At 48.5% G+C, this 25,464-nt stretch carries 28 protein-coding genes; 8 read left to right on the top strand and 20 right to left on the bottom strand.

What is annotated here, in order from left to right; translation table 11 throughout:
* Positions 1 to 24: 24 nt before the first annotated feature.
* Positions 25 to 993 carry a hypothetical protein gene (locus QNJ26_08865; GenBank protein ID MDJ0985642.1) on the bottom strand — a complete coding sequence of 323 codons (969 nt, stop codon included), beginning with the start codon at positions 991 to 993 and terminating at the stop codon, positions 25 to 27.
* A gap of 194 nt (positions 994 to 1,187) precedes the next feature.
* The gene (locus tag QNJ26_08860; GenBank protein ID MDJ0985641.1) at positions 1,188 to 1,679 is read right to left on the bottom strand and encodes a hypothetical protein; all 492 of its coding nucleotides are present in this window, start codon (positions 1,677 to 1,679) and stop codon (positions 1,188 to 1,190) included.
* Between the two features lie 214 nt (positions 1,680 to 1,893).
* Between QNJ26_08860 and QNJ26_08855 the strand changes: the two genes are divergently transcribed.
* Positions 1,894 to 2,481: an ACP phosphodiesterase gene (locus tag QNJ26_08855; protein MDJ0985640.1), complete on the top strand. Its 588-nt coding sequence runs from the start codon at positions 1,894 to 1,896 to the stop codon at positions 2,479 to 2,481.
* 122 nt (positions 2,482 to 2,603) lie between these two features.
* On the opposite strand, the gene QNJ26_08850 is transcribed toward QNJ26_08855, so the two are convergent.
* The 5 genes from QNJ26_08850 to QNJ26_08830 all read right to left on the bottom strand — a co-directional run bounded on the left by QNJ26_08850 (position 2,604) and on the right by QNJ26_08830 (position 6,560).
* Positions 2,604 to 3,194, bottom strand: a complete 591-nt coding sequence (locus tag QNJ26_08850) for a GDSL-type esterase/lipase family protein (GenBank protein ID MDJ0985639.1) — start codon at positions 3,192 to 3,194, stop codon at positions 2,604 to 2,606.
* Complete coding sequence (locus QNJ26_08845; GenBank protein MDJ0985638.1) at positions 3,191 to 3,994, bottom strand: DnaJ domain-containing protein; 804 nt, start codon at positions 3,992 to 3,994, stop codon at positions 3,191 to 3,193. Before QNJ26_08845 ends, QNJ26_08850 begins: the two co-directional genes overlap by 4 nt.
* Positions 3,995 to 4,052: 58 nt before the next feature.
* Positions 4,053 to 4,964 (bottom strand): tetratricopeptide repeat protein, encoded by a 912-nt coding sequence (locus tag QNJ26_08840; protein MDJ0985637.1) that lies wholly within the window; start codon positions 4,962 to 4,964, stop codon positions 4,053 to 4,055.
* 332 nt (positions 4,965 to 5,296) lie between these two features.
* Positions 5,297 to 5,944: a queuosine precursor transporter gene (locus QNJ26_08835; GenBank protein MDJ0985636.1), complete on the bottom strand. Its 648-nt coding sequence runs from the start codon at positions 5,942 to 5,944 to the stop codon at positions 5,297 to 5,299.
* 31 nt (positions 5,945 to 5,975) lie between these two features.
* Positions 5,976 to 6,560, bottom strand: coding sequence for an NUDIX hydrolase (locus QNJ26_08830; GenBank protein ID MDJ0985635.1), 585 nt, complete (start codon positions 6,558 to 6,560; stop codon positions 5,976 to 5,978).
* A gap of 697 nt (positions 6,561 to 7,257) precedes the next feature.
* Here QNJ26_08830 and QNJ26_08825 point away from each other — a divergent pair.
* The 4 genes from QNJ26_08825 to QNJ26_08810 all read left to right on the top strand — a co-directional run bounded on the left by QNJ26_08825 (position 7,258) and on the right by QNJ26_08810 (position 10,818).
* Complete coding sequence (locus tag QNJ26_08825) at positions 7,258 to 7,758, top strand: DUF5658 family protein (protein MDJ0985634.1); 501 nt, start codon at positions 7,258 to 7,260, stop codon at positions 7,756 to 7,758.
* A gap of 208 nt (positions 7,759 to 7,966) precedes the next feature.
* Entirely contained in the window at positions 7,967 to 8,170 is a 204-nt protein-coding gene (locus tag QNJ26_08820) for a zinc ribbon domain-containing protein (protein MDJ0985633.1), read from the top strand.
* 172 nt (positions 8,171 to 8,342) lie between these two features.
* On the top strand, positions 8,343 to 8,882 hold the full coding sequence (locus tag QNJ26_08815) for a hypothetical protein (protein MDJ0985632.1): 540 nt from the start codon (positions 8,343 to 8,345) through the stop codon (positions 8,880 to 8,882).
* 28 nt (positions 8,883 to 8,910) lie between these two features.
* On the top strand, positions 8,911 to 10,818 hold the full coding sequence (locus QNJ26_08810; protein ID MDJ0985631.1) for a radical SAM protein: 1,908 nt from the start codon (positions 8,911 to 8,913) through the stop codon (positions 10,816 to 10,818).
* 83 nt (positions 10,819 to 10,901) lie between these two features.
* On the opposite strand, the gene QNJ26_08805 is transcribed toward QNJ26_08810, so the two are convergent.
* Together QNJ26_08805 and QNJ26_08800 are read right to left on the bottom strand one after the other, a co-directional pair.
* Entirely contained in the window at positions 10,902 to 11,273 is a 372-nt protein-coding gene (locus QNJ26_08805) for a cupin domain-containing protein (protein ID MDJ0985630.1), read from the bottom strand.
* A gap of 50 nt (positions 11,274 to 11,323) precedes the next feature.
* Positions 11,324 to 11,617 (bottom strand): hypothetical protein, encoded by a 294-nt coding sequence (locus tag QNJ26_08800; GenBank protein MDJ0985629.1) that lies wholly within the window; start codon positions 11,615 to 11,617, stop codon positions 11,324 to 11,326.
* Between the two features lie 266 nt (positions 11,618 to 11,883).
* On the opposite strand from QNJ26_08800, the gene QNJ26_08795 reads away from it, so the two are divergent.
* Complete coding sequence (locus tag QNJ26_08795) at positions 11,884 to 12,438, top strand: TrmH family RNA methyltransferase (GenBank protein MDJ0985628.1); 555 nt, start codon at positions 11,884 to 11,886, stop codon at positions 12,436 to 12,438.
* 209 nt (positions 12,439 to 12,647) lie between these two features.
* Here the strand turns inward: QNJ26_08795 and QNJ26_08790 are convergent, their stop codons facing one another.
* From QNJ26_08790 to QNJ26_08780, 3 genes are all read right to left on the bottom strand, one after another.
* A complete protein-coding gene (locus tag QNJ26_08790; protein ID MDJ0985627.1) occupies positions 12,648 to 13,331 on the bottom strand; it encodes a metal-dependent hydrolase in 684 nt (227 codons plus the stop codon).
* Between the two features lie 30 nt (positions 13,332 to 13,361).
* On the bottom strand, positions 13,362 to 14,345 hold the full coding sequence (locus QNJ26_08785; GenBank protein MDJ0985626.1) for a peptidylprolyl isomerase: 984 nt from the start codon (positions 14,343 to 14,345) through the stop codon (positions 13,362 to 13,364).
* Between the two features lie 222 nt (positions 14,346 to 14,567).
* Positions 14,568 to 15,131 carry a DUF2284 domain-containing protein gene (locus QNJ26_08780; GenBank protein MDJ0985625.1) on the bottom strand — a complete coding sequence of 188 codons (564 nt, stop codon included), beginning with the start codon at positions 15,129 to 15,131 and terminating at the stop codon, positions 14,568 to 14,570.
* An 867-nt stretch (positions 15,132 to 15,998) separates the two neighbouring features.
* Between QNJ26_08780 and rocD the strand changes: the two genes are divergently transcribed.
* Positions 15,999 to 17,204, top strand: a complete 1,206-nt coding sequence (gene rocD, locus QNJ26_08775) for an ornithine--oxo-acid transaminase (GenBank protein ID MDJ0985624.1) — start codon at positions 15,999 to 16,001, stop codon at positions 17,202 to 17,204.
* Positions 17,205 to 17,550: 346 nt separating this feature from the next.
* Here the strand turns inward: rocD and QNJ26_08770 are convergent, their stop codons facing one another.
* The 6 genes from QNJ26_08770 to QNJ26_08745 all read right to left on the bottom strand — a co-directional run bounded on the left by QNJ26_08770 (position 17,551) and on the right by QNJ26_08745 (position 22,542).
* Positions 17,551 to 18,813 carry a DUF1015 domain-containing protein gene (locus QNJ26_08770; protein MDJ0985623.1) on the bottom strand — a complete coding sequence of 421 codons (1,263 nt, stop codon included), beginning with the start codon at positions 18,811 to 18,813 and terminating at the stop codon, positions 17,551 to 17,553.
* A 312-nt stretch (positions 18,814 to 19,125) separates the two neighbouring features.
* A complete protein-coding gene (locus QNJ26_08765) occupies positions 19,126 to 19,356 on the bottom strand; it encodes a hypothetical protein (protein MDJ0985622.1) in 231 nt (76 codons plus the stop codon).
* A gap of 338 nt (positions 19,357 to 19,694) precedes the next feature.
* On the bottom strand, positions 19,695 to 20,381 hold the full coding sequence (locus QNJ26_08760; protein MDJ0985621.1) for a lysophospholipid acyltransferase family protein: 687 nt from the start codon (positions 20,379 to 20,381) through the stop codon (positions 19,695 to 19,697).
* Positions 20,381 to 20,551: a hypothetical protein gene (locus tag QNJ26_08755; GenBank protein ID MDJ0985620.1), complete on the bottom strand. Its 171-nt coding sequence runs from the start codon at positions 20,549 to 20,551 to the stop codon at positions 20,381 to 20,383. The genes QNJ26_08760 and QNJ26_08755 overlap by 1 nt, the downstream gene beginning before the upstream one ends.
* Positions 20,548 to 21,111, bottom strand: coding sequence for a DinB family protein (locus QNJ26_08750; GenBank protein MDJ0985619.1), 564 nt, complete (start codon positions 21,109 to 21,111; stop codon positions 20,548 to 20,550). The genes QNJ26_08755 and QNJ26_08750 overlap by 4 nt, the downstream gene beginning before the upstream one ends.
* A 138-nt stretch (positions 21,112 to 21,249) precedes the next feature.
* Positions 21,250 to 22,542 (bottom strand): MFS transporter, encoded by a 1,293-nt coding sequence (locus QNJ26_08745; protein MDJ0985618.1) that lies wholly within the window; start codon positions 22,540 to 22,542, stop codon positions 21,250 to 21,252.
* Between the two features lie 330 nt (positions 22,543 to 22,872).
* On the opposite strand from QNJ26_08745, the gene QNJ26_08740 reads away from it, so the two are divergent.
* On the top strand, positions 22,873 to 23,259 hold the full coding sequence (locus QNJ26_08740) for a hypothetical protein (protein MDJ0985617.1): 387 nt from the start codon (positions 22,873 to 22,875) through the stop codon (positions 23,257 to 23,259).
* Between the two features lie 193 nt (positions 23,260 to 23,452).
* Here the strand turns inward: QNJ26_08740 and QNJ26_08735 are convergent, their stop codons facing one another.
* Entirely contained in the window at positions 23,453 to 23,872 is a 420-nt protein-coding gene (locus tag QNJ26_08735; protein MDJ0985616.1) for a hypothetical protein, read from the bottom strand.
* Between the two features lie 322 nt (positions 23,873 to 24,194).
* Positions 24,195 to 25,124 (bottom strand): glyoxylate/hydroxypyruvate reductase A, encoded by a 930-nt coding sequence (locus QNJ26_08730; GenBank protein MDJ0985615.1) that lies wholly within the window; start codon positions 25,122 to 25,124, stop codon positions 24,195 to 24,197.
* Positions 25,125 to 25,464: the final 340 nt, after the last annotated feature.

The following is a 25,464-nucleotide window of genomic DNA, read 5'->3' as shown; positions in this document are numbered from 1 at the left end:
GGGTTTCTGATCAGCGCAGGGCACCTAGAACAAGCTTCTTTGGTCGCGCTGAACCTCATCCAAATGATCGATATACAGTTCAACCTGTCTTTTAAGCCCAGTAATACGATCTGTGTTGGCCAGTTTCCAGCGATAAAGATCATTTTTCAGCTGACGACTTTCCTGCGCCAGCGCTTCCATCACTTGAACCTTGGCCGGGTCCCATAGCAGATGCGCTTCATTGGCGGCCAGATCGATTTTGTTAAATTGCCAGTTGCAGTAAAGATCCCACCATTTTGAAGAATTGGCGCCGTTGGTTTTCGCACCTTCGAAATAAAAATACGTCCATTCCAGTTGAAGCAGGGGAATATGAAGGTCTCGGGCGATATCCCGTAGCACCTGTCGGCCGACAACCGTGTGGTTATCAAAGACGATCCAGTAAGGGAATTTTGGATCCGGCGCTTGACCCTCGGTGAGGTCTGGCAATTGACCGGTTGCCGTTAAATAGGCAGCGGCTTGCATAACGGCTTTGTCATGCGGTAGACCGGCGTTTTTAAAGCGCGTGGCATTGTCGAGTAGTGTTTTTTCAGTGTCGGTTGTTTGCTGCCAGCCGATCCATTGCCAGAAATCGTCGGGGCGCTGAATTGCCGAAGCTACGATCTTGATGGCTTTGTCGTCGTCGGTTAGGGTGTATACCGTATCGTCACCCTGTGAAAGGGCAAAAGCCAGGTATCCCAGACCGGTGGCATCACGCGCTTTGGCGGCGCGGGTTACCTGGATCAAGGCTGCCACTTTGCTGTGAAATTTTTTATTGAAGATAAGCTCGGTCCCCAGCGGCCAACACTCTTCAAAAGTAATAATCGCCGCTTGGGAGCGATACCAATTCCGATCCTGCGATCCAAGGGATTCAAGAAAGGCGCTGGTGGTAAAGACCAGTTCGACATTGCCCCGTCTGACGGCTTTTTGCAATAATGAACGATATCGTTTTTCGGTTCTTGATCGGCTGGCTTTCATTGCGACAGCGGTATGGGTTGGGTTCAACCATGGCTATCACAATCTGAAAGATATATCAAAGAGATGTTTGCGATCGGGGCATCAAATGTGCAGATTTAAATGATCAGTTTGGGATGAGCAGTTTTTTTTGCTAAGTCACCAACAAGTTCACGGTTTACGTTCTTTTCGGATGATTGCACGATTCGATCGTTTGGCTAATTTCCGCCACGAAAACCAGGCGCTTCAGGTGCAAAGACGGCAATTTCATTTTCCTCTTCGATGATAATGGTGGTCCATTGTTTGCTGGAATACCACACGCCCAGTTGCTGGCCTTTGTGGTCTAATATCCTGGAACCAGAAGGCGGATACCCGTAGATGATGTCCATTTCACGAACCCAGTTTCTGAGAATAGGCACGGTCGCTTCAACAGGACTCCACAAACCCTTGCGCAATTTGAACTGGCTGTCAATGGCAATGATGGCGTAAGGAACAGAGCCCCAGCCGCTGACATAGTACTTATGATTCGGTAAAATCTGGGGTGTTTGAAATACCTTGGTAATTTCTTTGCTGCGCTCCAATTTGCCGTATTTTAATTTAATTCCTCCCGGCAATTCCAAATCGATCGCCGCGCAAAGCATGGGCAAAAGAACGCCGATGGCGATGAGGATAATGGTCTTTGTGCGAAATGTTAAGGTAGCTGCAAGCATTGTTCAGTTCCTTTTCGTTAGTACAGTCAAATCGAGTGCGATCCACTTTGATCGGACAGTCTGAGATTCTGTAGCCGGCTTCCGTCTGGACGTCTAAAAGCAGCGCATAATTTATTTGAACCCATATCGATTTTTGTGTAATCCCTATACTAACACGCTATATCTGCATGTCAATTTATTGGGTCAGTTAAAAAACCATAAGGATTTTTAACACATGAATTACCTGGCGCATCTTTATCTGGCAAAAGATTCTGTCGAGTTGATGATCGGAAGCATCCTGGGAGACTTTGTCAAAGGAACTCTAAAAGATCAATACCCAAATAAGATCAAACAGGGCATTGAGCTTCATCGTAAAATAGACACCTATACCGATGCTCATGCGATGACACGGGCCTGCCGGCAGCTTTACAGCCCGAAGCGGCGTCGCTTCGCCGGTATCATCGTCGACCTGTGTTACGATCATTTTTTATACCGGCACTGGTCAACATATGCGGATACGGCTCTGGACTCCTTTATTCTAAACGCATATGATATTTTGAAAAAAAATCAATCGATGCTGCCCGAACGCCTGCAGGCCATGATCCCTTTTATGATACGCGATGATTGGCTGGGTTCCTATCGAGATTTAAAAGGTGTTGAACAAGCGTTGGGGCGGCTGTCCAAGCGAGTGACCAACGGTGATAGACTACCGGGGGCAATTGATGAAATAAAAGTTCATTACCGTCAGTTGGAGGCCAATTTTCTAATCTTTTTCCCCGACCTCATCAGTTTTGTTAATGATATCAAAAGCACCAACGACTAACCCACCGATAAAACGATTCCCGTTTGCCATAACATGTAGGCGTTTGGATCTGCCGCAGGCGAACTGAGCGTTCATGCAGCGACTCAATCAAGAAGGCGCTGCCATTCATCATGCACTTAATCTCAGAGTCCGCTCAGCTTTCCAATGGCAATGTCGGCCATGAGCCTGTGACCGGCCTCATTGGGGTGCAGGCCGTCATCCAAAAAGTATTTTTCGAAGGGACTGCCGGCGCTATCAAGAAAGGGGTGGTAGAAATCCAGGCAGGTGACATCGTTTTGTTCGGCTGCCAGCGCCAGGGCGCTGACGAGTGTTTCTAAATGTGCCGTAAATTGCTGGTAGCCGCCTTCAGGCCCGGCGAAATCCTGACCCTGCGCCTTTTCAGCGATGATAGGAAGTGGCAGGCCCACCAGTGGAGTGATGTCATGGTGTTCGGCCTGGCATGTCATCGTAAATATATGGGCCCGAACCAATTTGAGGTCCAGGTCCCACCACAGGTCATTGGTGCCGCCCATGATAAGAACCGCATCCGGGTGATGTCGAACCACATCAGGGTAAAAGCGGCTCAAAAGTCCACCGGTGGTATCACCGCCGACACCGCTGTTGATAACTTTTATATTCAAGCGGTTCGCAACCTGTGACGGCCAGGTTGCCGCGCGGTCCAGGTCAGACCCTTCTGTCAGGCTGTCGCCGTGGCATATCAATATATTAATCATTTGTGCAATTTTGAAATAAAATCTTTAATCTGCTGCAGCAGCGGTTTTCGGATTCGAACTCTCAAATACAGGTTCCCTGTCTGGCCACCGCCTTTGCCGTCCTCTCCCATGCCTGTCAATCGGATTTGCTGATTGGATTTGGTGCCCGGTGGTATTTTGACCACCAGCTTCTTGTCTTTCTTGCGTAAATGGTAGGCATATGGTCCGCCGTGCTGGGCCAGTTCAGGATCCAGCCATATCGTATCGTGGATATCGGTGCCGTTTTCCGGAAATTCAATCCCGCTAAACTGCTTTAATAAAAACCGGGCGAGCTTGCCAAGACCGACTTGAGAGCGAAGTCCGGAGGGGTCCGATTTGCCGCTCTGACGGGGCCCTGTAAATATAAAGCTGTTTGCAAAGAAGCCGGGTTTGCGAAATTCATATTTCCGGTAGCCTTGGCCATAAAATTCTTTGAAAATTTCATCGAACCCTCTTAATCCGAAAGCCCGGGCCATTTGTTCCAATACCTGGTTGATGTCTGAGCCGCTGAAGATATCCTGTTCGGAGTAATTCTGTCTGAACTGGCTGTACGCCGATGAGCCGAATTGTTGCCGCAGGGTATCATATTTGCGCCGCTTGGCGGCGTCCGACAAAACGGCATAAGCCTCATTGACACTTTTCATTTTTTCGGCGGCCTCTGGATTTTTTTCGTTTCGATCCGGATGGTATTGAAAAGCAAGCTTGCGGTAGGCATCTTTGATCTGTTTGGCGCTGGCGTTCTGATTTATGCCCAAAATCTGATAATAGTCGTGTTGTGACATGCGTCCTTTTCGTCTTTCAATCTGAAAAACTGCAAAACCAGTTGCTTTAAAGACCGTATCAACCGTTTTGAGTTAACTTCGATTCATAGCGCCTGGCATCGCGGCAGCCGTCTTTATATCCCAACTTACAGGCTGTCGTGGCATTTTGGTGGGCTTTTTGCAGATCGCCTTTATTGAAAAAAACCCGGCCGCGCATATAGTGCGCCCAGCCGTTATCGGGCTTTAACTCAATGGATTTATCGAGGTAGGAAAGGCTTTCATCAAATTTATTGCGGCGCATAAACAGCCAGCCAAGGTTATCATATGCAGGGCTGTAGCGCGGGTTGATATCCACCACTCGATTCAAATCCGTTATGGCGTTTTCATACTGCTCCATTCGAATGTAGGTTCGGGCCCGCCAGAAATAGGCTTCATAAATATCAGGGTTGCTCTTTATGGCCAGGCTTAGTTTCTCCAGCGCTTCTTTGAGCCGATTGGCTTTATAGTAATCATAGCCCTTGCGCAGGTGTTTGCGCGCCTGGCGCGCTTCTGTGCTTTGGGATTGCCGTTCTTTTTGAATCTGGCCCCATATGGACTTGCCGTATTCGGTAACATCGTCTACCAGTTCGGAGACCATCTCCAGTGGTTGATTCAAAGCCCCCCGATTGATGTTCAGCGAAAAATAAATACCGGTGGCAATCAATACACACAACACCAGCACAAAAACACCAATGGCCAGATAATCTTTGCGCCCCTTTTCCTGCGGCCTTGAAGACAGTACCGGCGACATTTCATATTTTGGTCGCTGCCTGGGGGGCTTCCTACCGGCCGGCTTGCTGGACGCTTTACTGATCGCTTCAACCCGCCCGGTCTCGTGCTCAATGGTCAAGATCGATCCGCACTGGTGGCATGTTGTCTGTGTTTCTGGCGGGGTGGTATCGTTTTCCGGAATATTGCCGGCGGTTTCACAAACCGGACATACGTACTTCATTTGCATCTCCCTTTTAGGTTGGCCGGTTGCCTGTTTAGCCGGTTGAGCCGGTTATACGATAAAGCAAAGGCTTTTGGCCAGGAGACTGGGACGTTAGGAAATTTGAAAGCTGGCAGGCGTGGAGGCCAGAAAGCTCGGAAGCTTTGCAGCCCTGCGGCATCCCGGCTTCGCAGTTTTCCAACTGGACTTCTTCAAATGAAATAATGCGTCAACCTGTTAACGGGCAAACGGGTTAATCGGCCAACTGACTTAACTTATATCTCAATTTAATATAATACCTATCGGATCTCCTGTCTTTATTCAACCTTCTCTGTGGTTCTTGAGTGTAGAAATCATGAAGCGTTATGCTTTTCTTTTACCAAATAAATGGCGGGGAGGCTGATAAGCGTCACCAGGCCTTTGACGATAATATTGGCAGAAAAAATAGACCAGACCACCGCATGCGGTAGTGTAAACCCAAATGCCAACCAGCAAAAAATGAGCGTGTCAATGGGGATGCTAATTGCATTGCTGGTTAACACCCGCGCCCACTGGTATTTTCGTGTGATACGGGTGACCCAGAAATGGTACACTTCGGTGTCAATCAATTCGGCAATGACTTCTGCTGTAATACTGGCGATGACGATTCGCCACACCGGTCCCAGAATGATCCCGAACTCTTTGCCCAATCCCCAGGCAGGGTCCTGCGGTAACCAGGCAGCAAACTGAAAGAAGGCCACCATAAACAGATTTATGCCTGCCGCCAAAACAATAACGGTGCGGGCAATTTTTTTGCCAAGCTGTTTATGGACCAGGTCGCGAATGGTAAATGTCAGGGGGTAGATGAATGTCCCGGCATCGATACTAAAGCCCGCCAACCGGGCAATTTTTAGACTGCCGATATCTGACAGCAGCTGAGCGGCGATATATACAGAAATGATCACCACCGCCGATGTGGCGACGGGGTTATCAGAACCTGATTTTGATATTTTGCTATCCATATAAATTTTATGCCAATTTCAGCTAGTCGCCTCAGGTGGAATAGTTGCCTTCAGCAAACTGGGAGATTACCAGCCAGGCTTTAGCGTCGAATTTAAGGCTTTTATCCTTAAGCAAAATCATGGCCTCATCGGGTGAGACAAGCAGGATGTCAATCAATTCCGAAGCGGTATTGGCCGCAGTTGACGGCGCGCCATCGCATTCCACATACACCATCGCCACGGATTCATCAGTCATTCCGGCGGAAGAATAAATCGGCGGGCTGGCCTTGATGAATCGACTGACGGTTAGGCCGGTTTCCTCTTTTAGTTCGCGGCGTGTGGCCTGCTCAATGGATTCACCCTGATCAACCAGACCGGCCGGAAAGCCGTATTCAACATCATTTAACGGCACCCGATACTCCCGCAGGACGACCATTTTTTTTTCGCTCACGTGATAGGGCACTATGACGACTGCATCCGGTTGTCCGAAACTGCCGCTGATGCATTTGGGCTCTTTTTGGCGGGTCACAATTTGCCAAAATTTTTCAAGCCCGGTTTTAGCGACATAATTGACATCAAACAAATTTAACCAACGTCCGGCGGTCAGTTTGCGTGAGCCTTTAATTTTCAATTTCATTTGTCAAAAGCCCTTCAATGGTAAACAGGCTGGTTGCAGCCTACCGGTGCCCTGTTTTTAAATTTTTGGCTTCAAAGCGGCTTCATAATACCTGAATTTTGCACGAGTCCTCCAGAGGCGGACAAGTCTGCGGCTTTTATCTGCAAGGCATTTAAGGGTGAAGTTGTAGTATACTACTTCGAGCCCTTAATAATCCGCCTGAGGCGGACCGATGTAAGTCTCCGGCTTGCCGCGTTGTCTCCAGGGTGAAAACTAATGAGATAAAATGATTTTCATCCTTAGTACCAGATTGGTATTTAGGATGGCTTCTATAGTTTGGCTAGCAACCTTTCATTTAACATATTCTTAACCTCTCATTAATTTTCATGCAAGGTTTAGGTATTAACTTAAATGCATACCTCTGTCAAAGTTCGGTATCGGTGTTGTCCATAGCCTGAATGATTGTCCAACGTACTGATTAAATATCAATTATGGGTGTATCCGAGACTAAAGTTATGGAAAAAAATGCCGATATTAAAGGTAGTGTATTTTTGTGCAAAATAGCATGAAAATAGATGATACAGATCAGGCCGGTGGCAGGGGGGGCGGATGATTTTAAAATAGTTACCATTGGTCACGCGATTTTTTTCATTAATCCCAAAAAATGATAGGGTATAGGTAATTGTGCAATTGCGGATCTATATTATAGAGGGGAAAAATGACCAGCTCAGATGATTCCAATAATATTGGTGGTATAAAATCAGATGCTTTTGAAAAGCGTTCCGGTCAAGACCGGCGCACCCATCAGTTCCCAAAACTTAAATATCTGCTATTTGCCGGCAAACGGGCCAACGTCCGCCGCAAGGAAGATCTGCACCATACCTTCTATTTTGATCGCTACAGTTCAAGCCTTTTTGCGGCCATTGTGGCCATCCTGCTGTTGAGCGTCCTCGACGCCCTACTGACGTTGCATTTGATCAGCAAAGGATCAACCGAACTCAATCCGGTCATGTCCTATTTCCTCCAATACGGCCCTTTTGTATTCATGGGGGCTAAGTATTTTCTGACCTGTTTCGGTGTTGTGATTCTACTGTTATTTCGGAATGTTCTGCGGAAAAGATCGATTACCCACGCCCAGAACCTTTTCTCATATATCATCGCGACCTTCACCACTGTGATTGTGTGGGAATTGTATTTGATATTTTTTGTGGTGTCGTAGTAGCCTCACCCAAACCCGCCCGCCTCGCCTTGCGGTCTCGCATGGCGGGCGTGGGACGCAAAGTCGCAAAGATTATTAAAAAAATGTAAATAAATGAATCCATGTTAAGGTGAGATTTTATATAATAGTTACCTTTTCAGGTTTGCTGTATTGACTTTTGGGCGATAGCGACTATTATATTCCGAAATTAAGCTATGAGGAGCATTGAATGCCAATCTACGAATATCAATGTAAGGCCTGCTGTCATTGTTTTGAAGCACTGATGATGTCTTCCAAAGATCCTGACCCTGAATGTCCTGAATGTCAATGCGGCGATGTTGAGAAGCTAATGTCAGCAGGGTGTATCAGAGCCCAGGGCATCGCCTCCGGCTCGGGCGGGTTCAATGCGCCGGCCTGCAAGCCTTCCGGCTGAGGAATTTAATTCGTCTTTCCTCAGTTTGAGGAAACTATATTGTTCAAACGCCCTTCGCCAGTTATTGTCTTTAGACGCAAAGGCCTTCTGCCTATCAAACAGTGTTCGATCCAATCAAAATCAAGCCCTAAACGTTTGTTGTCAGACTCCAGCGAAGATGTATGATATCGATATGGATATCCGATTAAACAACTGCCTGAGGTCATACCGTGAATTAGTGGCCCAAGTGGACCGCATGTTGGACGGTGTGCGCAGTCGATATCCCACAGATATCTTCTGCCGTAAGGGGTGTGACTGCGGTTGCCGTAATTTATCGATTTTTCCCGTCGAAGCCCTATCGGTTTTCATCGCCCTCCAGGAGCTGCCCGCAAATACCGCTGCTGCCATCCGACAACGGGCGCAAGCGGATACTTTTTGGAATTGCCCTTTGCTCAAAGAGAGGGCCTGCGGGTTGTACCCATTTCGGCCGATCATCTGCCGAACCCATGGATTTCCATTGCAGACAATTTACAACGGGCAGCCGTCAATCGGGTATTGCCGTCACAATTTTAAAGATAAGTCAGGCGTTCCGCAGGACGCCATCACCGATCTGGACCGAATCAACTGCTCGCTAAGAGCCATCAACACGGCTTTTATAAGGCGGGTGAATGTGCAGTTGCCTGTGCGTTTGTCCATTGCCGCAGCGGTTTTATTAGACCGCCTGCCATCTTAATGTTTTAAAAACCGAAAGAGCCACCTCCATGGTCCATGCTCTGCTGGTGCAGCTCCCGGTGCCGCGTTTAAACTACGGTGTCCATACCGGCAATATTCCTTTGGGTGCCGCCTGTCTCAAACAGGCCGCCCGGCGTGTGCCCGGGGCACAGGTTGATATCTTGCCTGAAAGTATCGCCGCCTATGTCGGCGATGCGGCTTTGCTGGAAATTCTGCTTGAACGCAAGCCGGATGTCATTGGTTTTACGGTATACTGCTGGAATCTGGAGCGGTCTCTGTATTTCGCCCAGAAACTAAAGCAATTAACTGCGTCAAGAATTGTCTTTGGTGGTCCTGAAATCACCCCGGACAACCCGGCAGTCATTTCAGATGCAGTTGATTTCTATGTTTATGGTGAAGGCGAAACCATCTTCGCTAAACTTCTTGAGGATCCGTCAACCTGGAAAGCCGGCAGCGCGCAGGAGCCGGCCGGAGCGCTTTTTGAGGCAAGCCCGAGCCCTTATTTGCTGAATCTTTTAGAGCCGGAAATTGAGAATGTGATGCTGCTGGAAACCCAACGGGGATGCCCGTACCGCTGCGGCTACTGTTACTATAACAAATCACATAAAGGGGTGTCTTTTGCCGATGAGACCCATTTGCTGCAAGGGGTCCAATGGGCGCTTGATCATGGGGTTAAAGAGCTATATCTGCTGGACCCTTCCCTGAACGTCCACCCCGGACTTAAAGAGCTCTTAGCCAAAATCAGTCGAATAAACCGCAAACGGGATCTTGAAATCATCAGCGAAATTCGCGCTGAAAGCATTGATGCCGAGTTGGCGGATTTGTTTGCCGCCGCAGGCTTTTCCTGGTTTGAAATCGGCTTGCAAAGCACCAACCCCCGGGCGCTGAAGATCATGAACCGGCCCACTCGCCTGGAACAATTTGCTAATGGTGCCCAGATGTTAAAACAGCGCGGTATCGTGCCGGCCATTGATCTGATTGTAGGGCTGCCAGGTGACGATTTGCAGGGCGTTAGCCGTTCGATTGAGTTTGTGGCTGAACATCATCTGGCTGATGATATTCAGGTCTTTCCGCTGTCGGTTTTACCGGGAACTGATTTTCGACGCAACAGCACCGTGCTGGGGCTGCGCTATAATCCTAAACCACCGTATACCTTGATGGAAAGTAACTCATTTCCTGCTGAAGATCTTTTACTGGCCATCGATCATGCCGAGGTGCGTTTTGATGTCGTTTTGTACCCTATGCCAGATTTGGATGTTTCCTGGAAGTCCGGGGCGGAAGGGTCGCAAACGCATCCAAATGATATTGCCGTTAAGATTGCAAATGAGCCGTTTATCAACAAGCTTCAGCTGCACTCTAAGCGACCGCTTTCTGAATTGACCGCACTGGCAAAACGACTAACCCAGCCCTATCAGGTTTTCATCCAGCCGACGCTGTCGTCATTAGCGTATATCAAATCAGCTGTGGGTGTTCTAACCGAAATCAATCCGTTCACGCCTTTTGAGATGATCTTCATGGAGCCCCCGAGCATGCCCCAGAGCCTATCGATCCTGTCAGCTGTTAAATTGCAGCGGCCGCATTTTCTGGATCAGGATTTGCGCTACCTTTTTCCGGCGGCCGGTAACCGAGCGGTCCTATTTACCCTGGTGACGCAGGACGCGAACATCAGATTTAACCGTGATATGGAGCGCCAGGTTTTCTGGTGGCAGAAAAAGCGCTTTCCGGAACTAACGGACTTATCTGAGTTGTCTGATTTGGATGGCATTTTGGTCGATGTTTCCGCTGGGGATGAAGAAATTAAGGCCTGGCAGGATCGAATGGCCGGGCACGCTGAAGATCTTCCGTTTATCAGCTTTGCAAATGTGCGGCTTCAAAGACGCTGGTTGATGCTGACGATGCCGGATGATTACACGGTCAAAGCCCTCAACTGGATCTAATATGACTGAAAGCTATCTCAAAAATGCATCTAATCCGCCGGAGGCGGATCCTTGGACGTGATCTGCTGTTTTTGGGACAGCTTTTATTCAAATATACCCTGGGCAAGCTTTGCATGCACCTCATTATGATCTTCGGCCGCCGGTGGTGGTTGGACCACATGCAATATGGACAACTCGCTGGTTGCCTTGATTCCTCTTTTTAAACCCTTTGGGATGATGAGTAAATCACCTTCAGCGGCCGTCACACGGTCATCCCCAGCCACAACCTCGGCCTGCCCATCGAGGATATATAGTATCAGATCAACCTGGGGCGTATGCACGGGTATAAACTGATCTTTTTTGAAATACGCCAGCACAACCTTGATGTCGCTGCCGTGGTAGACAACGTTGGGCGCAAAATTTTGCTCACCAAAAGATTTTAGATCATTTGCATTTACCTTGACGATATCTGCCATTTGCCGCTCCTTTCAATCGGGGACGCTCAATGAATTACCAGCTTGACCAATTAGATGATCGCCACAAACCCGCATAAAATCAATATTAAGCCTAAGATACCGAAGGTAATCAGCATTTGTCTCTTAATGGAAAAGAAATCATCGTGCGAAACGTGAACAGATCGCTTTGCAGCATCGGCTATCAATTCCAATTCATTTCGATGCAGCCCCGTTACCTCCTGTAATGCAGCAAGTGTGTGTTGCGTTTTTGCGATGAATTGTTTTTCTTGCCGTAATGCATCGGCATGTTGCAGAGTGCGTCTGCGGATTTCTTTTAGAATCTTTGCTTCATATGGTCCACTCATTGTGCCTCCTTTCCCCAAATTTTAGCAATCCCAATTGGAGCATTCAATTGTGTGAGCCTGTTTTTGCCCTTGCTCCGCAGCCTCAGCTAGATTATACCAAAGTATATTGCTGGAAGTCGTTAATCTACTGTTAAACATAAGTGCTTATCTCTGATTAACAACCACCCCTTAAATCCGCTGGCAACGTTACATGCGCTCGGGTTTGAAAAGGAGAGATCTTTAGATCGGGTCGGCTATTATCTTATTGTTATTTGAAAGTTAACTTGATGGGATTGAGGCGTATCCGTAGACATCTTCAAAAAGAGCGGCAGTCTGCCATTCGGCGGTTCAGAAAACAGAAACGTTTAAATCTACTGGCACCCTCCGGCAGACACCAATTTATTATTGTGCTCGATCATTTAAAACCGTTTTTTAACATTGGTAAAATTTTTCGCAGTGCCGATGCTTTTGGAGCGGCCGAAGTGCATTTAATCGCAACCGATTTTTTCGATCCGGCACCGGCCAAAGGCTCCTTTAAATGGGTGCCGGCAAAATTCCATGCCGATTTTGCCAGTTGCTACGCTGAATTAGTGGCGTGTCAATATACGCTGTATGTCATGGAGGCCTCCCACGGCGAAGATCTTGCCGCGGCAAACCTGCCTAAAAAAAGTGCATTTATCTTCGGCAACGAAGAATTCGGGCCCCAAATTAACAAAGAGCTTTATCCTAACATCAAATCATTAAAGATTCATCAGGTGGGCAAGGTGGAAAGTTTGAATGTGAGCGTAGCGGCGTCTATTGTTATGTATGAATATAATCGTCAGCACGGAAGTGGCTTTTAAACCCTCATCTCTTGGCCGATGGCTGCGTTACAATTCGATCCAAAATACTCGCGTACTACCGTGTACGCTCCGTTTTTGAATCGAATCAAGCCTTGCCCTCGATCAATATCTAAAGGTTTAAAAGCCATTTCAACGTAACTAAAAAAACGGGCTGTTTCCGGCAGATGAACGACCGGAAAGGCCCGTTTAACTTTTTGATGTGAGCTGAATTACAGCTCGATCGATTCGCCGGGGTTCAGCACGGTTGCTTGGGCTGAGGTTTCTTCTTTTACCCGTGCGGCCCAGGCGTGGGGGTCTTGTTCGATGACATCAAAAGTGTCGTAATGAATCGGAACCACCTGCCGCGGTTCGATCAGCTTGACAGCACGAAGCGCATCATCAGGGCCCATGGTAAAGTTATCGCCGATCGGCAAAATCGCCAGATCGATGCCCTCTTCACCGATCAGCTTCATGTCATAAAATAGCCCGGTATCACAAGCGTGATAGATTTTTTTGTCGGCGATATACAGCAGAAAACCACAGGGGTTGCCGCCGTAGGATCCATCCGGCAGCGCAGATCCGTGCTGGGCAATCGTCAGCTTGACCCTGCCCCAGGGGTAATCGAAGCCGCCGCCAATGTGCTGCGGGTGCGTATTCTCGACTCCCTGTCCGATCAGCCAGTTTTGGATCTCATAATTGGAGATGACGGTGGCCTGGGTTCGTTTGGCAATGCTAATGGTGTCGCCCAGATGATCACCATGTCCATGAGATACCAGAATATAGTCGGTTTGAATCTCATCGGCCGTATTGGATGCTAATGGGTTGTCACTCAGAAATGGATCGATCAGCAGACGGGTTTGGTCGGTTTCGATGAGAAAGCAGGCATGACTGTACCAGGTAACTTTAATTGTCATTTCAGCCCTCCTTTCAATCAACGGTAATGCCTATAAGAATTTTTCGATTTTTGCCCCACTTCTAAGGCCTTGAATGTAAGTTACGGTCTCTGAATCCATTTTTTGCTGTTTGAGGTGCTCGGAAAGCCGCTCCTTGACCTCGGCATAGGCGACCTTTTGGGCAGGTTTTTTATCAACGACTTTGATCAGATGATACCCGAATCGGGTTTCAACAATGTCACTGGTCTCATTGGTTTTCAGGCTAAAGGCAGCCTCTTCAAAGGGTTTGACCATCTGACCACGCCTGAAATAGCCCAGATCACCGCCACTTGGTCCGCTGGGGCCTTCGGAATAGGTTTTGGCCAGGGTAGCAAAATCTTCGCCCTTTTTGGCTTTTTCACGCACCGATTCAATTTTTTTGCGGGCTTCATCCTTTTTCGTCTGAGGTGCATCGGCATCCACTTTGATGAGGATATGGCTGGCTTTGACTTGCTCGGGCTGTTGAAAGAGTTTTGGATTGTCATCGTAGTAGGATTTAACCTCTTCATCACCAATTTTTATCTTTGCCGCTACTTCCTTGTCGATCAGCTCTTGAATAGCCATGCCGCGTTCAATCTGTTTCTGTACGTCTGATTCAGTGAGTTCCATATCGGCCAGCAGTTTTTTAAATTCGTCTCCGCTGGGATAGCGTTGCTTGATTTTTTGTAATTGATCGGAAACTTCTTTGGGATCAACTTTGATGCCTTTTTTCTGGCTTTCCTGATAAAGCAATTCACGGTCGATAAGACTATTTAGCACTTCGTTTTTCATCGCTCCCATTTGAGCTTCAGGTACCTGTTGCCCGCTCCGGTTTGCGCGTTTGATGAAAAACCCCAATTCGCGATCAAAATCGTTTTTGCTGATGGCGACCCCGTTGACAGACGCCGCTTTATCTGCGGGTGCTTTTTTCTCGGCGGCCAAAGCTATCGCTGACACCAGAACAAACGCCAACAGCGTCAGGATATAAATAGCCGGCCGGATCTGGGAAGACTTCATTTAGTTATCTCCTTTGAAGGTGCCTAAGAAAAGGGACCCCGAAGAGCCCCTTCTTTTAAGAAAAATGTGATATTTTGCTAAAAAAATAAACTCTGAGATTTACAGGGCACAGTCTTTGTTATGTCCCTGCATTATGAATTAATCCTGGTATTATAAAACACTGCCTATAAATTTTCAACCATTGCGCACAGCTGAAGCCCAAAAGGGTGGAAATTTTTGCATTTATCGAATCATCAAAAGCGCATAACGGTTCATTTCCTGCGTAACATCCGTGCGCACCGCAATCGGAAATCCGAATTGCTTTACCGTTGAATACACATCAACGGCCATGGCCTCCGGAGAAGGGCGGGCGGCCCGGGGCTGCTTGCATTCCTCGCGGGTTGCTCTGCATTCTTTGCAGATTCCGCAGCTGTCCATAAACAGCATAAAAGCCCTTTCGAAACCGCCTAAAAACACTTCCCGTTCAAGCTTGGCCAATTGGTTGTTTACTTTCTTAGACCATGCATGGCGATCTTCCGGCTTATCGACTGTTTTTTCAAACCGAAAAATGATCGCATCGCTGTATTCATGAAAAAACCGCTCGCATTCGGAAACAGAAGGCACATTCGGTGGGCAACACGCATTATGGCCGTATTCGCCACAGCCATACATGCATTTCATACGAACCCATTGCGAAACAATTATTTTTTGCGGATCTATCCATTTATAATCGCTGTACCCCTTGGCACGAATTAGGTTGTCTAATTTTTTGCGGGCTGTTGCACTGCTTTTTGACTTGTCTGTCATGGTTGCTCCTCCTGAAATAGATTCTGATCGGCGAATGTGATCCTTTAACTGTTTCTGTTGCAACGGGCAAGACATAATTAAAGCCGTCCGGATCAGTTAGGCTGCATTCAACCAAACATCAAACCCAATCGAAAGATATTTATTACAATTTTGTTGGGCAAACACCTTATTTATTGCACTTCTGTCACATTTAATCCCTCTCCATCAACGGCGCATCGTTAGCTAACATTATAAAATCATATTAGATCATAACGAAAAGGCATCATTCTTCGATCTGGCATTGAATTTGCCATATTAACTTCAGACAGACCCATACGCGCTTACCAGAACTCACCCGGAACTAGAACTGAGGCTTGATGATGAATCCAAGACTAAAAAAAGATAAAGATCGTACAGTGCAACCCGGTACGGTTGACGCAACACGGTGCGATTATTGTCAACGACACCTGACTTCTGAATCAGAATGGATTCGCGGTGATCGGCACCTTATTTGCGAAGACTGCTACCGCAATTTTTTAAATCCCGGTCGGAACAGCCCCCAGTGGGAAATAGACTAGCCTAAAACCAGGATTTGCTTCCTCCTTTGATCTGATAATTGCCGTCTGGGCGTTTCTTTGCTAAATCCGTGTGCCCATTGATGTGACCGGTTAAACAGCAGCCGGTATGCCTTTCCTGTTACCTGCCTTGCTGATTTGATGTATCTCGGCAACATGACCATGTCCGACAATTCCGGAGTCCTGAAAACCCTGACAACAGAGATGACCGCCAAAAACTCATTGTATTGACCCGCCCCGTCATGTGTGAAATAATGGGCGCAAACGGGGTTAACATTTTGTTTTATCAACGCCTTAACCAGGAGGACGTGGCATGAAACCTCAGGACTACATTAATCTGGAGGATGAGCACGGCGCCCATAACTACAAGCCGTTGGATGTGGTCTTACAGCGCGGTGAAGGCATATGGGTCTGGGATGTTGAGGGCAATAAATATATGGATTGCCTGTCAGCTTATTCGGCGGTTAATCAGGGCCATTGCCATCCGAAAATCATGGGCACCATGATCGAACAATCACAGAACCTGACGCTTACCTCCAGGGCCTTTCGCAATGATCAACTGGGTCTGCTGTACAAAGAGCTTTGTGATTTAACCAATTCACACAAAGTATTACCGATGAACAGTGGTGCCGAGGCAGTGGAAACGGTTATTAAAGCGGTTCGCAAGTGGGGTTATCAGGTCAAAGGGGTTCCTGAGAATCAGGCAGAAATCATTGTGTGTGAAAATAATTTTCACGGGCGCACCATAACCATCGTGGGGTTTAGCACCGATCAGCCGTCTCGTGAAAATTTCGGCCCCTTTACGCCCGGTTTTAAAATTATTCCCTTTGGCGACAGCGGTGCTCTAGAAGCGGCCATAACGCCAAATACAGTGGCGTTTCTGACCGAGCCCATTCAAGGTGAAGCCGGGGTGATTATTCCGCCCGATGGTTTCCTACGCAAAGCCAGATCGATCTGCTCGCAACACAATGTTGTTCTGATCCTCGATGAAATCCAGACGGGCCTGGGGCGCACCGGAAAACTGTTGGCTGAAGAACATGAAGGCATTGAAGCCGATCTGACGCTGATCGGCAAAGCCCTCTCGGGTGGATTTTATCCCATATCGGCGGTGCTTTCCAACAAAGAGGTTATGGATGTATTGCGTCCCGGCGAGCACGGCAGCACTTTTGGCGGCAACCCATTGGCCTGCGCCATTGCGCGGATAGCGCTCAAGGTGTTGGTCGAAGAGGGGATGATCGAAAATGCTGCCAAGATGGGGGATTATTTTTTATCGAATCTTGCCGGCATTCAGGCACCCCACATCAAGACGGTACGCGGCAGGGGGCTTATGCTGGCTGTTGAAATGACCGACGATGCCGGTGGTGCCCGCCAGTATTGCGAGCAATTGATGGCCAAGGGCCTGTTGTGCAAAGAGACCCATGAAAACACGATTCGATTTGCCCCGCCGCTGGTGATCACGCAAGAAGAAATCGACTGGGCATTAGAACGCATCGAGGCTGTCCTGACCCAACCGAATTAAAAAAGGGAAACGGTTTCTGACACCAAGCGATTGAAGCGGCCATATCATTTTCCGCTAGGCGATATGATTTTCGTGGTGCCGGTGTCCCACTGGAAAATCCAACTAAAAAGTGACTAAAGTGAACTAAAGTTTGAAGTGCCTAAAGTTAAGGAATTCTGTCTTTTTCAGAAGATGGAGCTAAGCGACACCATAACTTTAGTCACTTTAGATCATTTTAGGCACTTGTTTATGTGAGCATTTTGAACCGAATTGACGAACACCTTAATATTCATAAAAACCGAGGTGAGATGCCGCATTAGCGGGGAAACACGGGCCTCGAGAAAAATATGAGGGTTAGGAAACCGGTTCATAGACTACAATAGAGGAATCCGCAAATAGCCTTCGGGTAAAAAAAGGTGGATTTGGGGGGCATTGTGCAGCCGCAGCCGCAGACGCGTTTTACATCTTCGATGCCGACATCATTGGTTAAAATAGCCATCTGTGCTTCGGCCTTCATAACCGCCGTCATACACTTTGTGAAATTTCTCTCATATTCGATGTTGCCGGATGTATTTTGTATTCGGCCTGGAATACCCAGGATCTCCTCAATGATAAAATAATGTGCCACTGTCAGATCCAGCTTCTTGATTTGTTCCGGGAAATTCCATTTCAATTCTGCTAAGGCTGCCGGTTTCAAGCTTACCGCATAGGCATTTTCCGCAAAAATAATCCCGAATGTCCATGGCTTGCCCACAATGACCTCGTTAATTTCGCCCGCATCTACCACCGGTTTAATCTTAAAATGATTTTCAAATTTTTTCATAATGGTGGTTTCATCAAAATTCTCCAGCCCCTTGATCAGTCGGTGGGTAGGCAATATGCGCAGATCATTTCCTTCGGTATTGGTTAACCACATCAGGTGATAATTATAGCCCTCATTGCCCGTATGGTCCGGGTTGGCCCTCATTTGCTGCTGCATATAAGCCAGAGAACCGGCATAGCGGTGGTGACCGTCAGCTAAAATGATGCGCTCGTTTTTTATGCGTTCCACAAATTTGGCGATAATGCGTTCATCCTGGATAATACCCATGGCATCGATGACGCCCTGGTAATCCTCGGCTTTACAAATCGGTTCCTGGATGCAGGCATCCATATACGACTCCAGTTCAAATGATTCATCGGTATACAGCCCATGTGTCGGACTGGCGTTCAATCGGGTTTCAGCCAGCAGCTCGAGTTGACCGTCCACGGCATCATTCATGGTATTTTCGTGTCTTAAAATGACGTTGTCCTGCCAGTCATGGATTCTGATCTTGCAGATAAATCCCTTGCGGCAATACGGTACCGGATCCGACGGTAATGAAAAATATTGGTAATAGACATAGATCCCCGGCACCCCATCCCGCATGATAATATTGTTGCGCTTCCATTCAGCTAAAGCAGCGGCCGCGTTTTTAGCCGGCTGTTCCCCCCGGGGAATCGACAAGTGAATGCTGTTTAACGGATTGTTGTAAAGCGCCATGCGTTGTTTTTCAGAAGCAACGTCAAACAGCGGTGAGGTGAGCTCACCGATATGTTTTAACAATGATGGGCGGTAACGCCACGCTCTGAATGGTTTAATTTCGGCCATGAGTTGACCAACTCCTGCTTGACGGTCTTTGTGATCGGTATCTGACGGTCAGCCATTATACGGTTGTCTGGCGCTACATTCAAGCAACAAAATCATCGGGTGTCAAGCAGCATGCGGTTTGAAAGGATATTAACCCGTTGGGCGACAGCGTTGCGGATTATGGGATTTGAATTCGATCAGGGGTAAATACTGAATAATAGAGTAAAGTGAAGTAAAATAGAGTAAAGATAAGTCAAATAGAGTAAAGTAAAGTCAAAAAGAAAGAAGCTATTCGGCCCCCTGCCTTTTAGCACGAAAAATGTTAAGGCGGTATTATGCGAGGTCTCGAAAGGCTTCTCTTAAGTCCATTACTGCTCTTCTTTGGACAAAAGAAAGTCTGCGGCGGTCAAATCCACTGCGGCGTTCGGTGCGTACCCTTCTTTCCGGACCCAAGTATATCCCACTGTTTTGTCGACGATCCAGACCGGATCGTGTCCCCCAATTGTCGTGAATATACTTGATTGCCGGGACAGCTTCACGCAACGGTTTCAGTATCGCGTCCATTTTCTCACCATCTGGCTAAGGTTCAGCCGATAAATTTTGACTTCCTTGCTTCTCTTGACTAGCCTAATAACTTGGAGGGAGTAATGCGTAATTGGGGTAGAACTGGCCTTTGTCCGCTGACTTTCCATATAGGACTATTTCGTGCGAATCAACCTTTTTTTGATTTATTTACTAAATTTAAATGCAGTTATTTAAATTATTCCTAAATAACTAAAATGTTCCTCTAAAACATAATTACAATTCATTGTTGGGTAGGGACGATTACCAATTTGCAAGTGGTGGATGGTAGGGCGTGAAGGGAAAAAACAATAGGGTCTATGCCTAATGCCGGGTGTTTTTTAATGGATTGGTAATTTTGAAAGTGCTGCAATTTCGGCCATCATGCGCTCAAGCAGCGCATTTGCGGCCTGAGTCGGCCCCGCATGGACCGCTTTGCCGAAATTGATGCGTACACGGGTTCGCCTGCTGTCGCGGATATACCGAATGCCAACCGGAATGAATGGCAGGTTCAGACGCGACTGCACAAATTTGATCATACCCGCCTGACCGGGCCCCATTCTTTCAGGGTAATAGGTGCCTTCCGGAAAGATGACGATACCTTCTCCTTTTTTAAGCAGGGCAATAGCGGATTGTAAAAAACGCCGGCTTTCGAGGGGGCGCTGACGGTTGAGGGGGATACCGCCCAAAGCGGTAAAAAACCAGCTGCCAAGTCTGTTTTGAAAAAGCTCATACTTGGCAATGTAGTAAAGCGGCAGGGGCGTTGCGATGGCCACCAGCGGAATATCTTCCCAGCGCTGATGTTTCACCAGCAAGATAAAGGCACTATTCCGCGGCAGGTGCTGAACGCCGTTAACCTCGAGGCGAAAAAAGGGCCACAGCAGGATCCAGGCGATGAACCGTATGAGCCGGTAAAACCCTTGTTTTTGTGCCGGCAGGTGAGGTGCCGAGGCGCGTTTTTGCTCCCCCGGCGACGGGCCCACGGCATCCGCCCCTTTCTTGCTGGTGGGTTTTTGACTGCTTTGCATCAATCCAGCACTTTGGCCAGCGCCTGGGCGCATTTAACCTTGGCAGCCTCCGGGCCTTCCAGGTGGAGGATCTTGTTTTCCAGGTCAATTTCAACCAATTGGCAACCGTGCTGTTCAACCGTGTTTTTGACAATTGTCAGCAGTTGGGCTTCATTTAATTCTGCGCTCATTCACGTTTTCCTCTATTTGCGTCAACGTTCGTCGGTTGGTCAAATGTTTCCCGAAGGCGCTGAATCTGCCGCATATGATAACCCAGATGCACGTTGGCCAGATCCAACATATCCACTACGCTCAGAGGTCCCGCTACCGGGTGGCTGAATAGCAGCGCTTCATAACGGTCAACTGGCACCTGTCTGAGAAAACGCTGGAGCTGCCGGCGTGTCTCAGCCCATTGATCAAGGAGTGTAGCTAAAGAGATCCGGCCATCGGGCGCCATGCTGGCGGCCGGTACATCGACCGCCACATCTGTTTCCAAAATTTCCAGAACCATTTCCAGCCTTTCGCGGGAGTAAGGCTGGGGCTCGGTGCCAGCTGGTGTTGGTGTTGATTCGGCCTGTTTCATGATCAGCTGCTCCACGATCACCAGGTGCTGAATCACCTCCACCACTGACCACCTGTCAGGGCCGGCCTTGTGTGTTAGATGGGCTGTGGGTATGGCATCCAGCTGCAGGAAAATCATTTGGCGTTGGTTTTCCAGGTCAGCAATCTTTTTTTCAATAACGCTATTCATGGCCTTTTCACCTCACCAACGCAACCCTCGGGCTGTTGCAGAAGGTAACATATAAATCCATTTTTGAATGTCAATTATTTTTACGCCGCTGACTGTCTGTGACCGCCAATCGATACCGCCACGATCAGACGCGGTCCCTCAGTTAAGGCGTTGTCTTTTTTCATTAATGGCCAGAGTGCTGATTATAGCGATTACCGACAGTGCGGCCGATAGCAGAAACACCACCTGATAACTGCCGGTTTTGTCAAACAGCACCCCTCCAACATAAGCCCAGAAACCGCCGCCCAGATGGTGGATCGTGGTAATAAACCCGGAAATCAGGCCCACATGCGTGAACCCGTAAAGCCGTCCTGTCAGGGTTGTGGTCAGCGGCGCGGTGATCAATAGGGTGAATCCGAAACCGGCGGCAAATATGAATAACACGGTGGGGCTGTGATATTTTAAAACCATCAGAAACAACACCAGCCGCAAAGCAAAGGTGAGGGCAATGGGAATTTTGTTGCCGATCAGATCCGAGGCCGGCCCGGCGATCAGAATACCCCCCATGCTCATGAGGCCAAACCAGGCCATCATGTTGGCAGCCGCGGTGGGGGAAACGCCATAATCGGTGACAAAAGGGATCAGGTGAGCGGCGACCAGAAAATCTCCACTGCCGCACACAAACATCATCGTCAAGAAAAGCCAGAATGAACGCGTTTTAGCCGCTTGGGGCAGGTTTAAGTCATCGGGCTGTGACGGCCGATCTTCCGGTTGTCGCGATGAACCACCCTCATCCGGCGCGTCAACCCCATAGGGTTTGAGGCCCATATCTTCCGGATCGCCTTTGATGACCGCAAAGGCCAGCAGGGTATTTCCGGCCAGAATAACAACACCCATCATGATGTATGACAGCCGCCAGCCATATGTTAAAACAAACCAATTGATCACCGGCACCAGCGCAAACTGGCCCAGACAATTGCCCGAAAGGGCCAGGCTGATCACCAGGCCTCGGCGCCGGGCAAACCACCTGCTCATCAAGGCCGCAATCAAAGGAACCGAGGCACCACCGGTGCCCACTGCCGTTAAAAGGCCGTAGAAAAGATAAAAATGCCACAGGCGATCAACCCAGGCGGTACTGATATAGCCTGCTGCCAGCAGAATGGTTGATATAAAGATGACCCAGCGGGGTCCATAGCGGTCATAAAGCTTGCCGGCCACACTCATGCTTAGGGCGAAAAACACCATATACAGAAAAAATGCCGATGAGATCGATGCGCGGTTCCAACCCAGCTCGGCAATCATGGGCTTGAACATGATTCCGAAGGAAAAACGGGCACCGGCCTGAAAAAAAAGGAGGAAAAAACCGGCGGCCAGCACATACCAGCCATAAAAGATACGCGAAGAGGCGCTATTTTTTTTAGATGGGGTCATGCGATTCGGTTCTGCTTTCATTCGCACTGCAGGCGGTGATCAGCATTCATATCCGGTAATCGGCAAATGCATATCAGATGCCGGCATAGAATAGCAAGCGCCGCACTTTTATCCGCCGGCATGATGATGGGCAGTAGATCGGAATTCCCGACCGGGTCTAAAACCTGCTGAAGGTCCATAATAAATGGATTGGCTTGCAACTGAATTGATCCATTCTTATATAATTATGGGTAGCTTTTAAAGGGGCTCAACGGGCTTAACGGGAAACGGGCAAACATAATGACTTGAACTTTATAGCAAATGATAAACGGGAGCGAAAAGAAATCCCACCAGACACGGAAAGTAAGTGATATGGAAAACTGGATTCCGTTTGCCGAAGGTGAATATATCGTCGATCAGGCCCTGATCATCACACCCGATGAGCGTGCGGTTGCCATTGAAAATGCGGTCATCGAAATTTTCACCACCGCCGGCGGCCAGCGCCATCTGAAAGGCAGCGGCCGGGTTCAAAATATCTTGCTGGTGGAGCTGCTCGAAGACACCGACGACCTGGACCTGATCCTTGATCTGGGAGACGCGTTTCAATACCGGCTCAAAAAACCCGAGCTCCAATCCGGCAAATTCTTTGCCCCGGATGCCAGATCATCGATTCAATTCAGACCCTCCCAGCCCTGGGAGCAAATTCCCCCCGCTGACTTTGAAAAACTAATGACGCGCATTGAGCTCATTAGCACCTAAAACAGCTGATTTTGATTAGTATCCGAGGATGAGCAAAGAACTGATTGGGAATATACGAAACCGGGGATCTTATGACATGATGCAGCTGCCGGCACATATACCATCTCCAAATATCTAAAACAGTGATTGAAATTGAAAACAAAAAAGGCCGGGAGTTTCCCCGGCCCTTTTTTTGTTGATGTTCTGCTGGGTCTTACAATTTGCGGCCTTCAAACAGGTGCAGCATCCGCTGGTCTCGGTTCCACAGAACCTGGCCTTTAAACATCCACCCGTTGCCGGTTTTATAAAAATAAATCCAGATGCGAGCGTCCGTGCTGCCGGCCGGCATCGAGCCGGGAGCAAATGTGATTGGTGAATTCATCTGATTTTGCTCGATCGTCCATGCGCCGCCGCCAAAGGTCCCGGTTCCGATCCGCGGATCAAAAATTTGCCCGGCGGTAATACCGTCAAATCGGATCTGGCCCTTGGTCGTACCATGGGTGGTATATTGCCATTTGCCGGTGATGATGCCTGGAATTTCGGGGTTGATGCTGGCAGTTGATGAGGTCATAAATGCGATGGACAAACATAGTGCCAGCCCCAAGATCGCGAGCGCTGCTTTTTTTCTCATCATTCCTCCGTTCTATTCTATTTTTCCGTTGCAGTTCAAATTCTGTCTGGTCAAATGCCGTTGCAGAGAGCAATTGCGATATCGGGTAGAGGATTAGACCTTATTTAGCAAAATCCAGTCCATTATTTGAATTTGCTATTAAATCATTTATTTTCAAACAGTTATGTTGTATGGCATTATTTTTTAAATGAGTTGGCCAGGCAGGACATGCCCATTTTTCCCTTTGAGAGGCAATTTAGACCCCTGGTAACACGAACACCGGCTGAGCATGCTTGGATTTCGCGACGGTGCCAAAAGAATAGATGCCTAAAGATGTGCGGAAGCACTAATATCCGCGTTCTGTGTCCACGATATTTACCAGGGGCTGGCCGTTTTGGCTGCGCCGATAGTTATCAATGATTTGCGGCGCCACTTCCCTGGAAAAGGTGATGCTGGAGATGTGGGGGGTCACCGCTATTTTCGGGTGATCCCAGAAAGGGTGGTCGGGCGGCAGAGGTTCGGTTGAAAAGACGTCCAGACAGGCTCCGGACAGCTGCCCGTCGTCCAGGGCGGCCAGCAGATCTTTTTCGACCAGGTGCGCCCCGCGGGCCACGTTGATTACATAGGCGCCGCCGGGCAGACGATCAAATGTGTTACGATTTAAAATGCCTTTTGTTGACGGTGTTAACGGCAACATGCAGATCAGGATGCGGGCCTGAGATAAAAATTCATCGAAGGCGTCCTCTCCGGCCAGACACGCGACCCCTGCAATGTTTTTGGGTGTCCGACTCCAGCCGCAGACTGGAAAACCCAGCGCGCTCAGTTTGTCGGCAGCATCTTGACCGAGCTGGCCCAGACCCATGATGCCGATGCGCGTCTGAGCCGCCAGCAGCGGTATGCGGGGCTGCCATTTTTTTTGGGATTGATCGGTCCGGTAGATATCAAACTGACGACAGTGATTGAGAACCGCTAAAACCGCATATTCGCTCATCGACTGGGCCATGGAATGGTCCACCACCCGGGTAATGGGCACCCCGGCGGGCAATTCTGGATCGGCCATGAGGTGGTCAACCCCGGCACCCAAAGAGGCAATGCACTTGAGATTCCTGTACTTTTTGAGCTCGCCGGGCGGGTGATTCCAGCTGAGGGCAAATTCAATTTCATCTGCGTTGCCCGTATCGGGCCAGATGCGAATGTCGATTTCCGGCGCCAACTGGCCGAGATGTTTCACCCAGGAGGTGACTTTGGTGTCCGGTGCGATGATCATTAGGGCCATATTTTGCACTCTCTTTTCTGCTATTCATGAACAGGGTTCAGCTGACAGCTTTCTAATTAATAGGGTTTCGGGTGTCAGTCTGTGGCCCGGAGGGTCGCCCTTCGTTCTTCAAGTCCCTGGGCTGAATAGGGCCCTATGAAAATTTTAGTTTTCGAGTTGACACATAGCGGCCTGACACCTGATCCGCCTTCGGCGGAAACAATGATACCATGTTTCTGTTCTTTAACGATCTGCCTCAGCTGTTTTTTAGCATCTCATCAAACCGATCCCTGCTTTGAACCAGCGCCTGGCGGTCTTCTGAAAATATTTCCAGCGTGGCCGTATCATCGTAGCCGCATTT

It is taken from the genome of Desulfobacterales bacterium (assembly GCA_030066985.1).
In the GTDB taxonomy this organism is placed as follows: Bacteria; Desulfobacterota; Desulfobacteria; order Desulfobacterales; family JAHEIW01; genus JAHEIW01.
The sequence above is the reverse complement of the archived record's forward strand: the minus strand, read 5'-3'. Positions and strand labels throughout refer to the sequence as shown.

Coding starts and splice junctions, on each gene's coding strand:
- QNJ26_08865 (MDJ0985642.1), bottom strand. CDS start 993: ATGAAAGCCAGCCGATCAAGAACCGAAAAACGATATCGTTCATTATTG.
- QNJ26_08860 (MDJ0985641.1), bottom strand. CDS start 1,679: ATGCTTGCAGCTACCTTAACATTTCGCACAAAGACCATTATCCTCATC.
- QNJ26_08855 (MDJ0985640.1), top strand. CDS start 1,894: ATGAATTACCTGGCGCATCTTTATCTGGCAAAAGATTCTGTCGAGTTG.
- QNJ26_08850 (MDJ0985639.1), bottom strand. CDS start 3,194: ATGATTAATATATTGATATGCCACGGCGACAGCCTGACAGAAGGGTCT.
- QNJ26_08845 (MDJ0985638.1), bottom strand. CDS start 3,994: ATGTCACAACACGACTATTATCAGATTTTGGGCATAAATCAGAACGCC.
- QNJ26_08840 (MDJ0985637.1), bottom strand. CDS start 4,964: ATGAAGTACGTATGTCCGGTTTGTGAAACCGCCGGCAATATTCCGGAA.
- QNJ26_08835 (MDJ0985636.1), bottom strand. CDS start 5,944: ATGGATAGCAAAATATCAAAATCAGGTTCTGATAACCCCGTCGCCACA.
- QNJ26_08830 (MDJ0985635.1), bottom strand. CDS start 6,560: ATGAAATTGAAAATTAAAGGCTCACGCAAACTGACCGCCGGACGTTGG.
- QNJ26_08825 (MDJ0985634.1), top strand. CDS start 7,258: ATGACCAGCTCAGATGATTCCAATAATATTGGTGGTATAAAATCAGAT.
- QNJ26_08820 (MDJ0985633.1), top strand. CDS start 7,967: ATGCCAATCTACGAATATCAATGTAAGGCCTGCTGTCATTGTTTTGAA.
- QNJ26_08815 (MDJ0985632.1), top strand. CDS start 8,343: ATGGATATCCGATTAAACAACTGCCTGAGGTCATACCGTGAATTAGTG.
- QNJ26_08810 (MDJ0985631.1), top strand. CDS start 8,911: ATGGTCCATGCTCTGCTGGTGCAGCTCCCGGTGCCGCGTTTAAACTAC.
- QNJ26_08805 (MDJ0985630.1), bottom strand. CDS start 11,273: ATGGCAGATATCGTCAAGGTAAATGCAAATGATCTAAAATCTTTTGGT.
- QNJ26_08800 (MDJ0985629.1), bottom strand. CDS start 11,617: ATGAGTGGACCATATGAAGCAAAGATTCTAAAAGAAATCCGCAGACGC.
- QNJ26_08795 (MDJ0985628.1), top strand. CDS start 11,884: ATGGGATTGAGGCGTATCCGTAGACATCTTCAAAAAGAGCGGCAGTCT.
- QNJ26_08790 (MDJ0985627.1), bottom strand. CDS start 13,331: ATGACAATTAAAGTTACCTGGTACAGTCATGCCTGCTTTCTCATCGAA.
- QNJ26_08785 (MDJ0985626.1), bottom strand. CDS start 14,345: ATGAAGTCTTCCCAGATCCGGCCGGCTATTTATATCCTGACGCTGTTG.
- QNJ26_08780 (MDJ0985625.1), bottom strand. CDS start 15,131: ATGACAGACAAGTCAAAAAGCAGTGCAACAGCCCGCAAAAAATTAGAC.
- rocD (MDJ0985624.1), top strand. CDS start 15,999: ATGAAACCTCAGGACTACATTAATCTGGAGGATGAGCACGGCGCCCAT.
- QNJ26_08770 (MDJ0985623.1), bottom strand. CDS start 18,813: ATGGCCGAAATTAAACCATTCAGAGCGTGGCGTTACCGCCCATCATTG.
- QNJ26_08765 (MDJ0985622.1), bottom strand. CDS start 19,356: ATGGACGCGATACTGAAACCGTTGCGTGAAGCTGTCCCGGCAATCAAG.
- QNJ26_08760 (MDJ0985621.1), bottom strand. CDS start 20,381: ATGCAAAGCAGTCAAAAACCCACCAGCAAGAAAGGGGCGGATGCCGTG.
- QNJ26_08755 (MDJ0985620.1), bottom strand. CDS start 20,551: ATGAGCGCAGAATTAAATGAAGCCCAACTGCTGACAATTGTCAAAAAC.
- QNJ26_08750 (MDJ0985619.1), bottom strand. CDS start 21,111: ATGAATAGCGTTATTGAAAAAAAGATTGCTGACCTGGAAAACCAACGC.
- QNJ26_08745 (MDJ0985618.1), bottom strand. CDS start 22,542: ATGAAAGCAGAACCGAATCGCATGACCCCATCTAAAAAAAATAGCGCC.
- QNJ26_08740 (MDJ0985617.1), top strand. CDS start 22,873: ATGGAAAACTGGATTCCGTTTGCCGAAGGTGAATATATCGTCGATCAG.
- QNJ26_08735 (MDJ0985616.1), bottom strand. CDS start 23,872: ATGATGAGAAAAAAAGCAGCGCTCGCGATCTTGGGGCTGGCACTATGT.
- QNJ26_08730 (MDJ0985615.1), bottom strand. CDS start 25,124: ATGGCCCTAATGATCATCGCACCGGACACCAAAGTCACCTCCTGGGTG.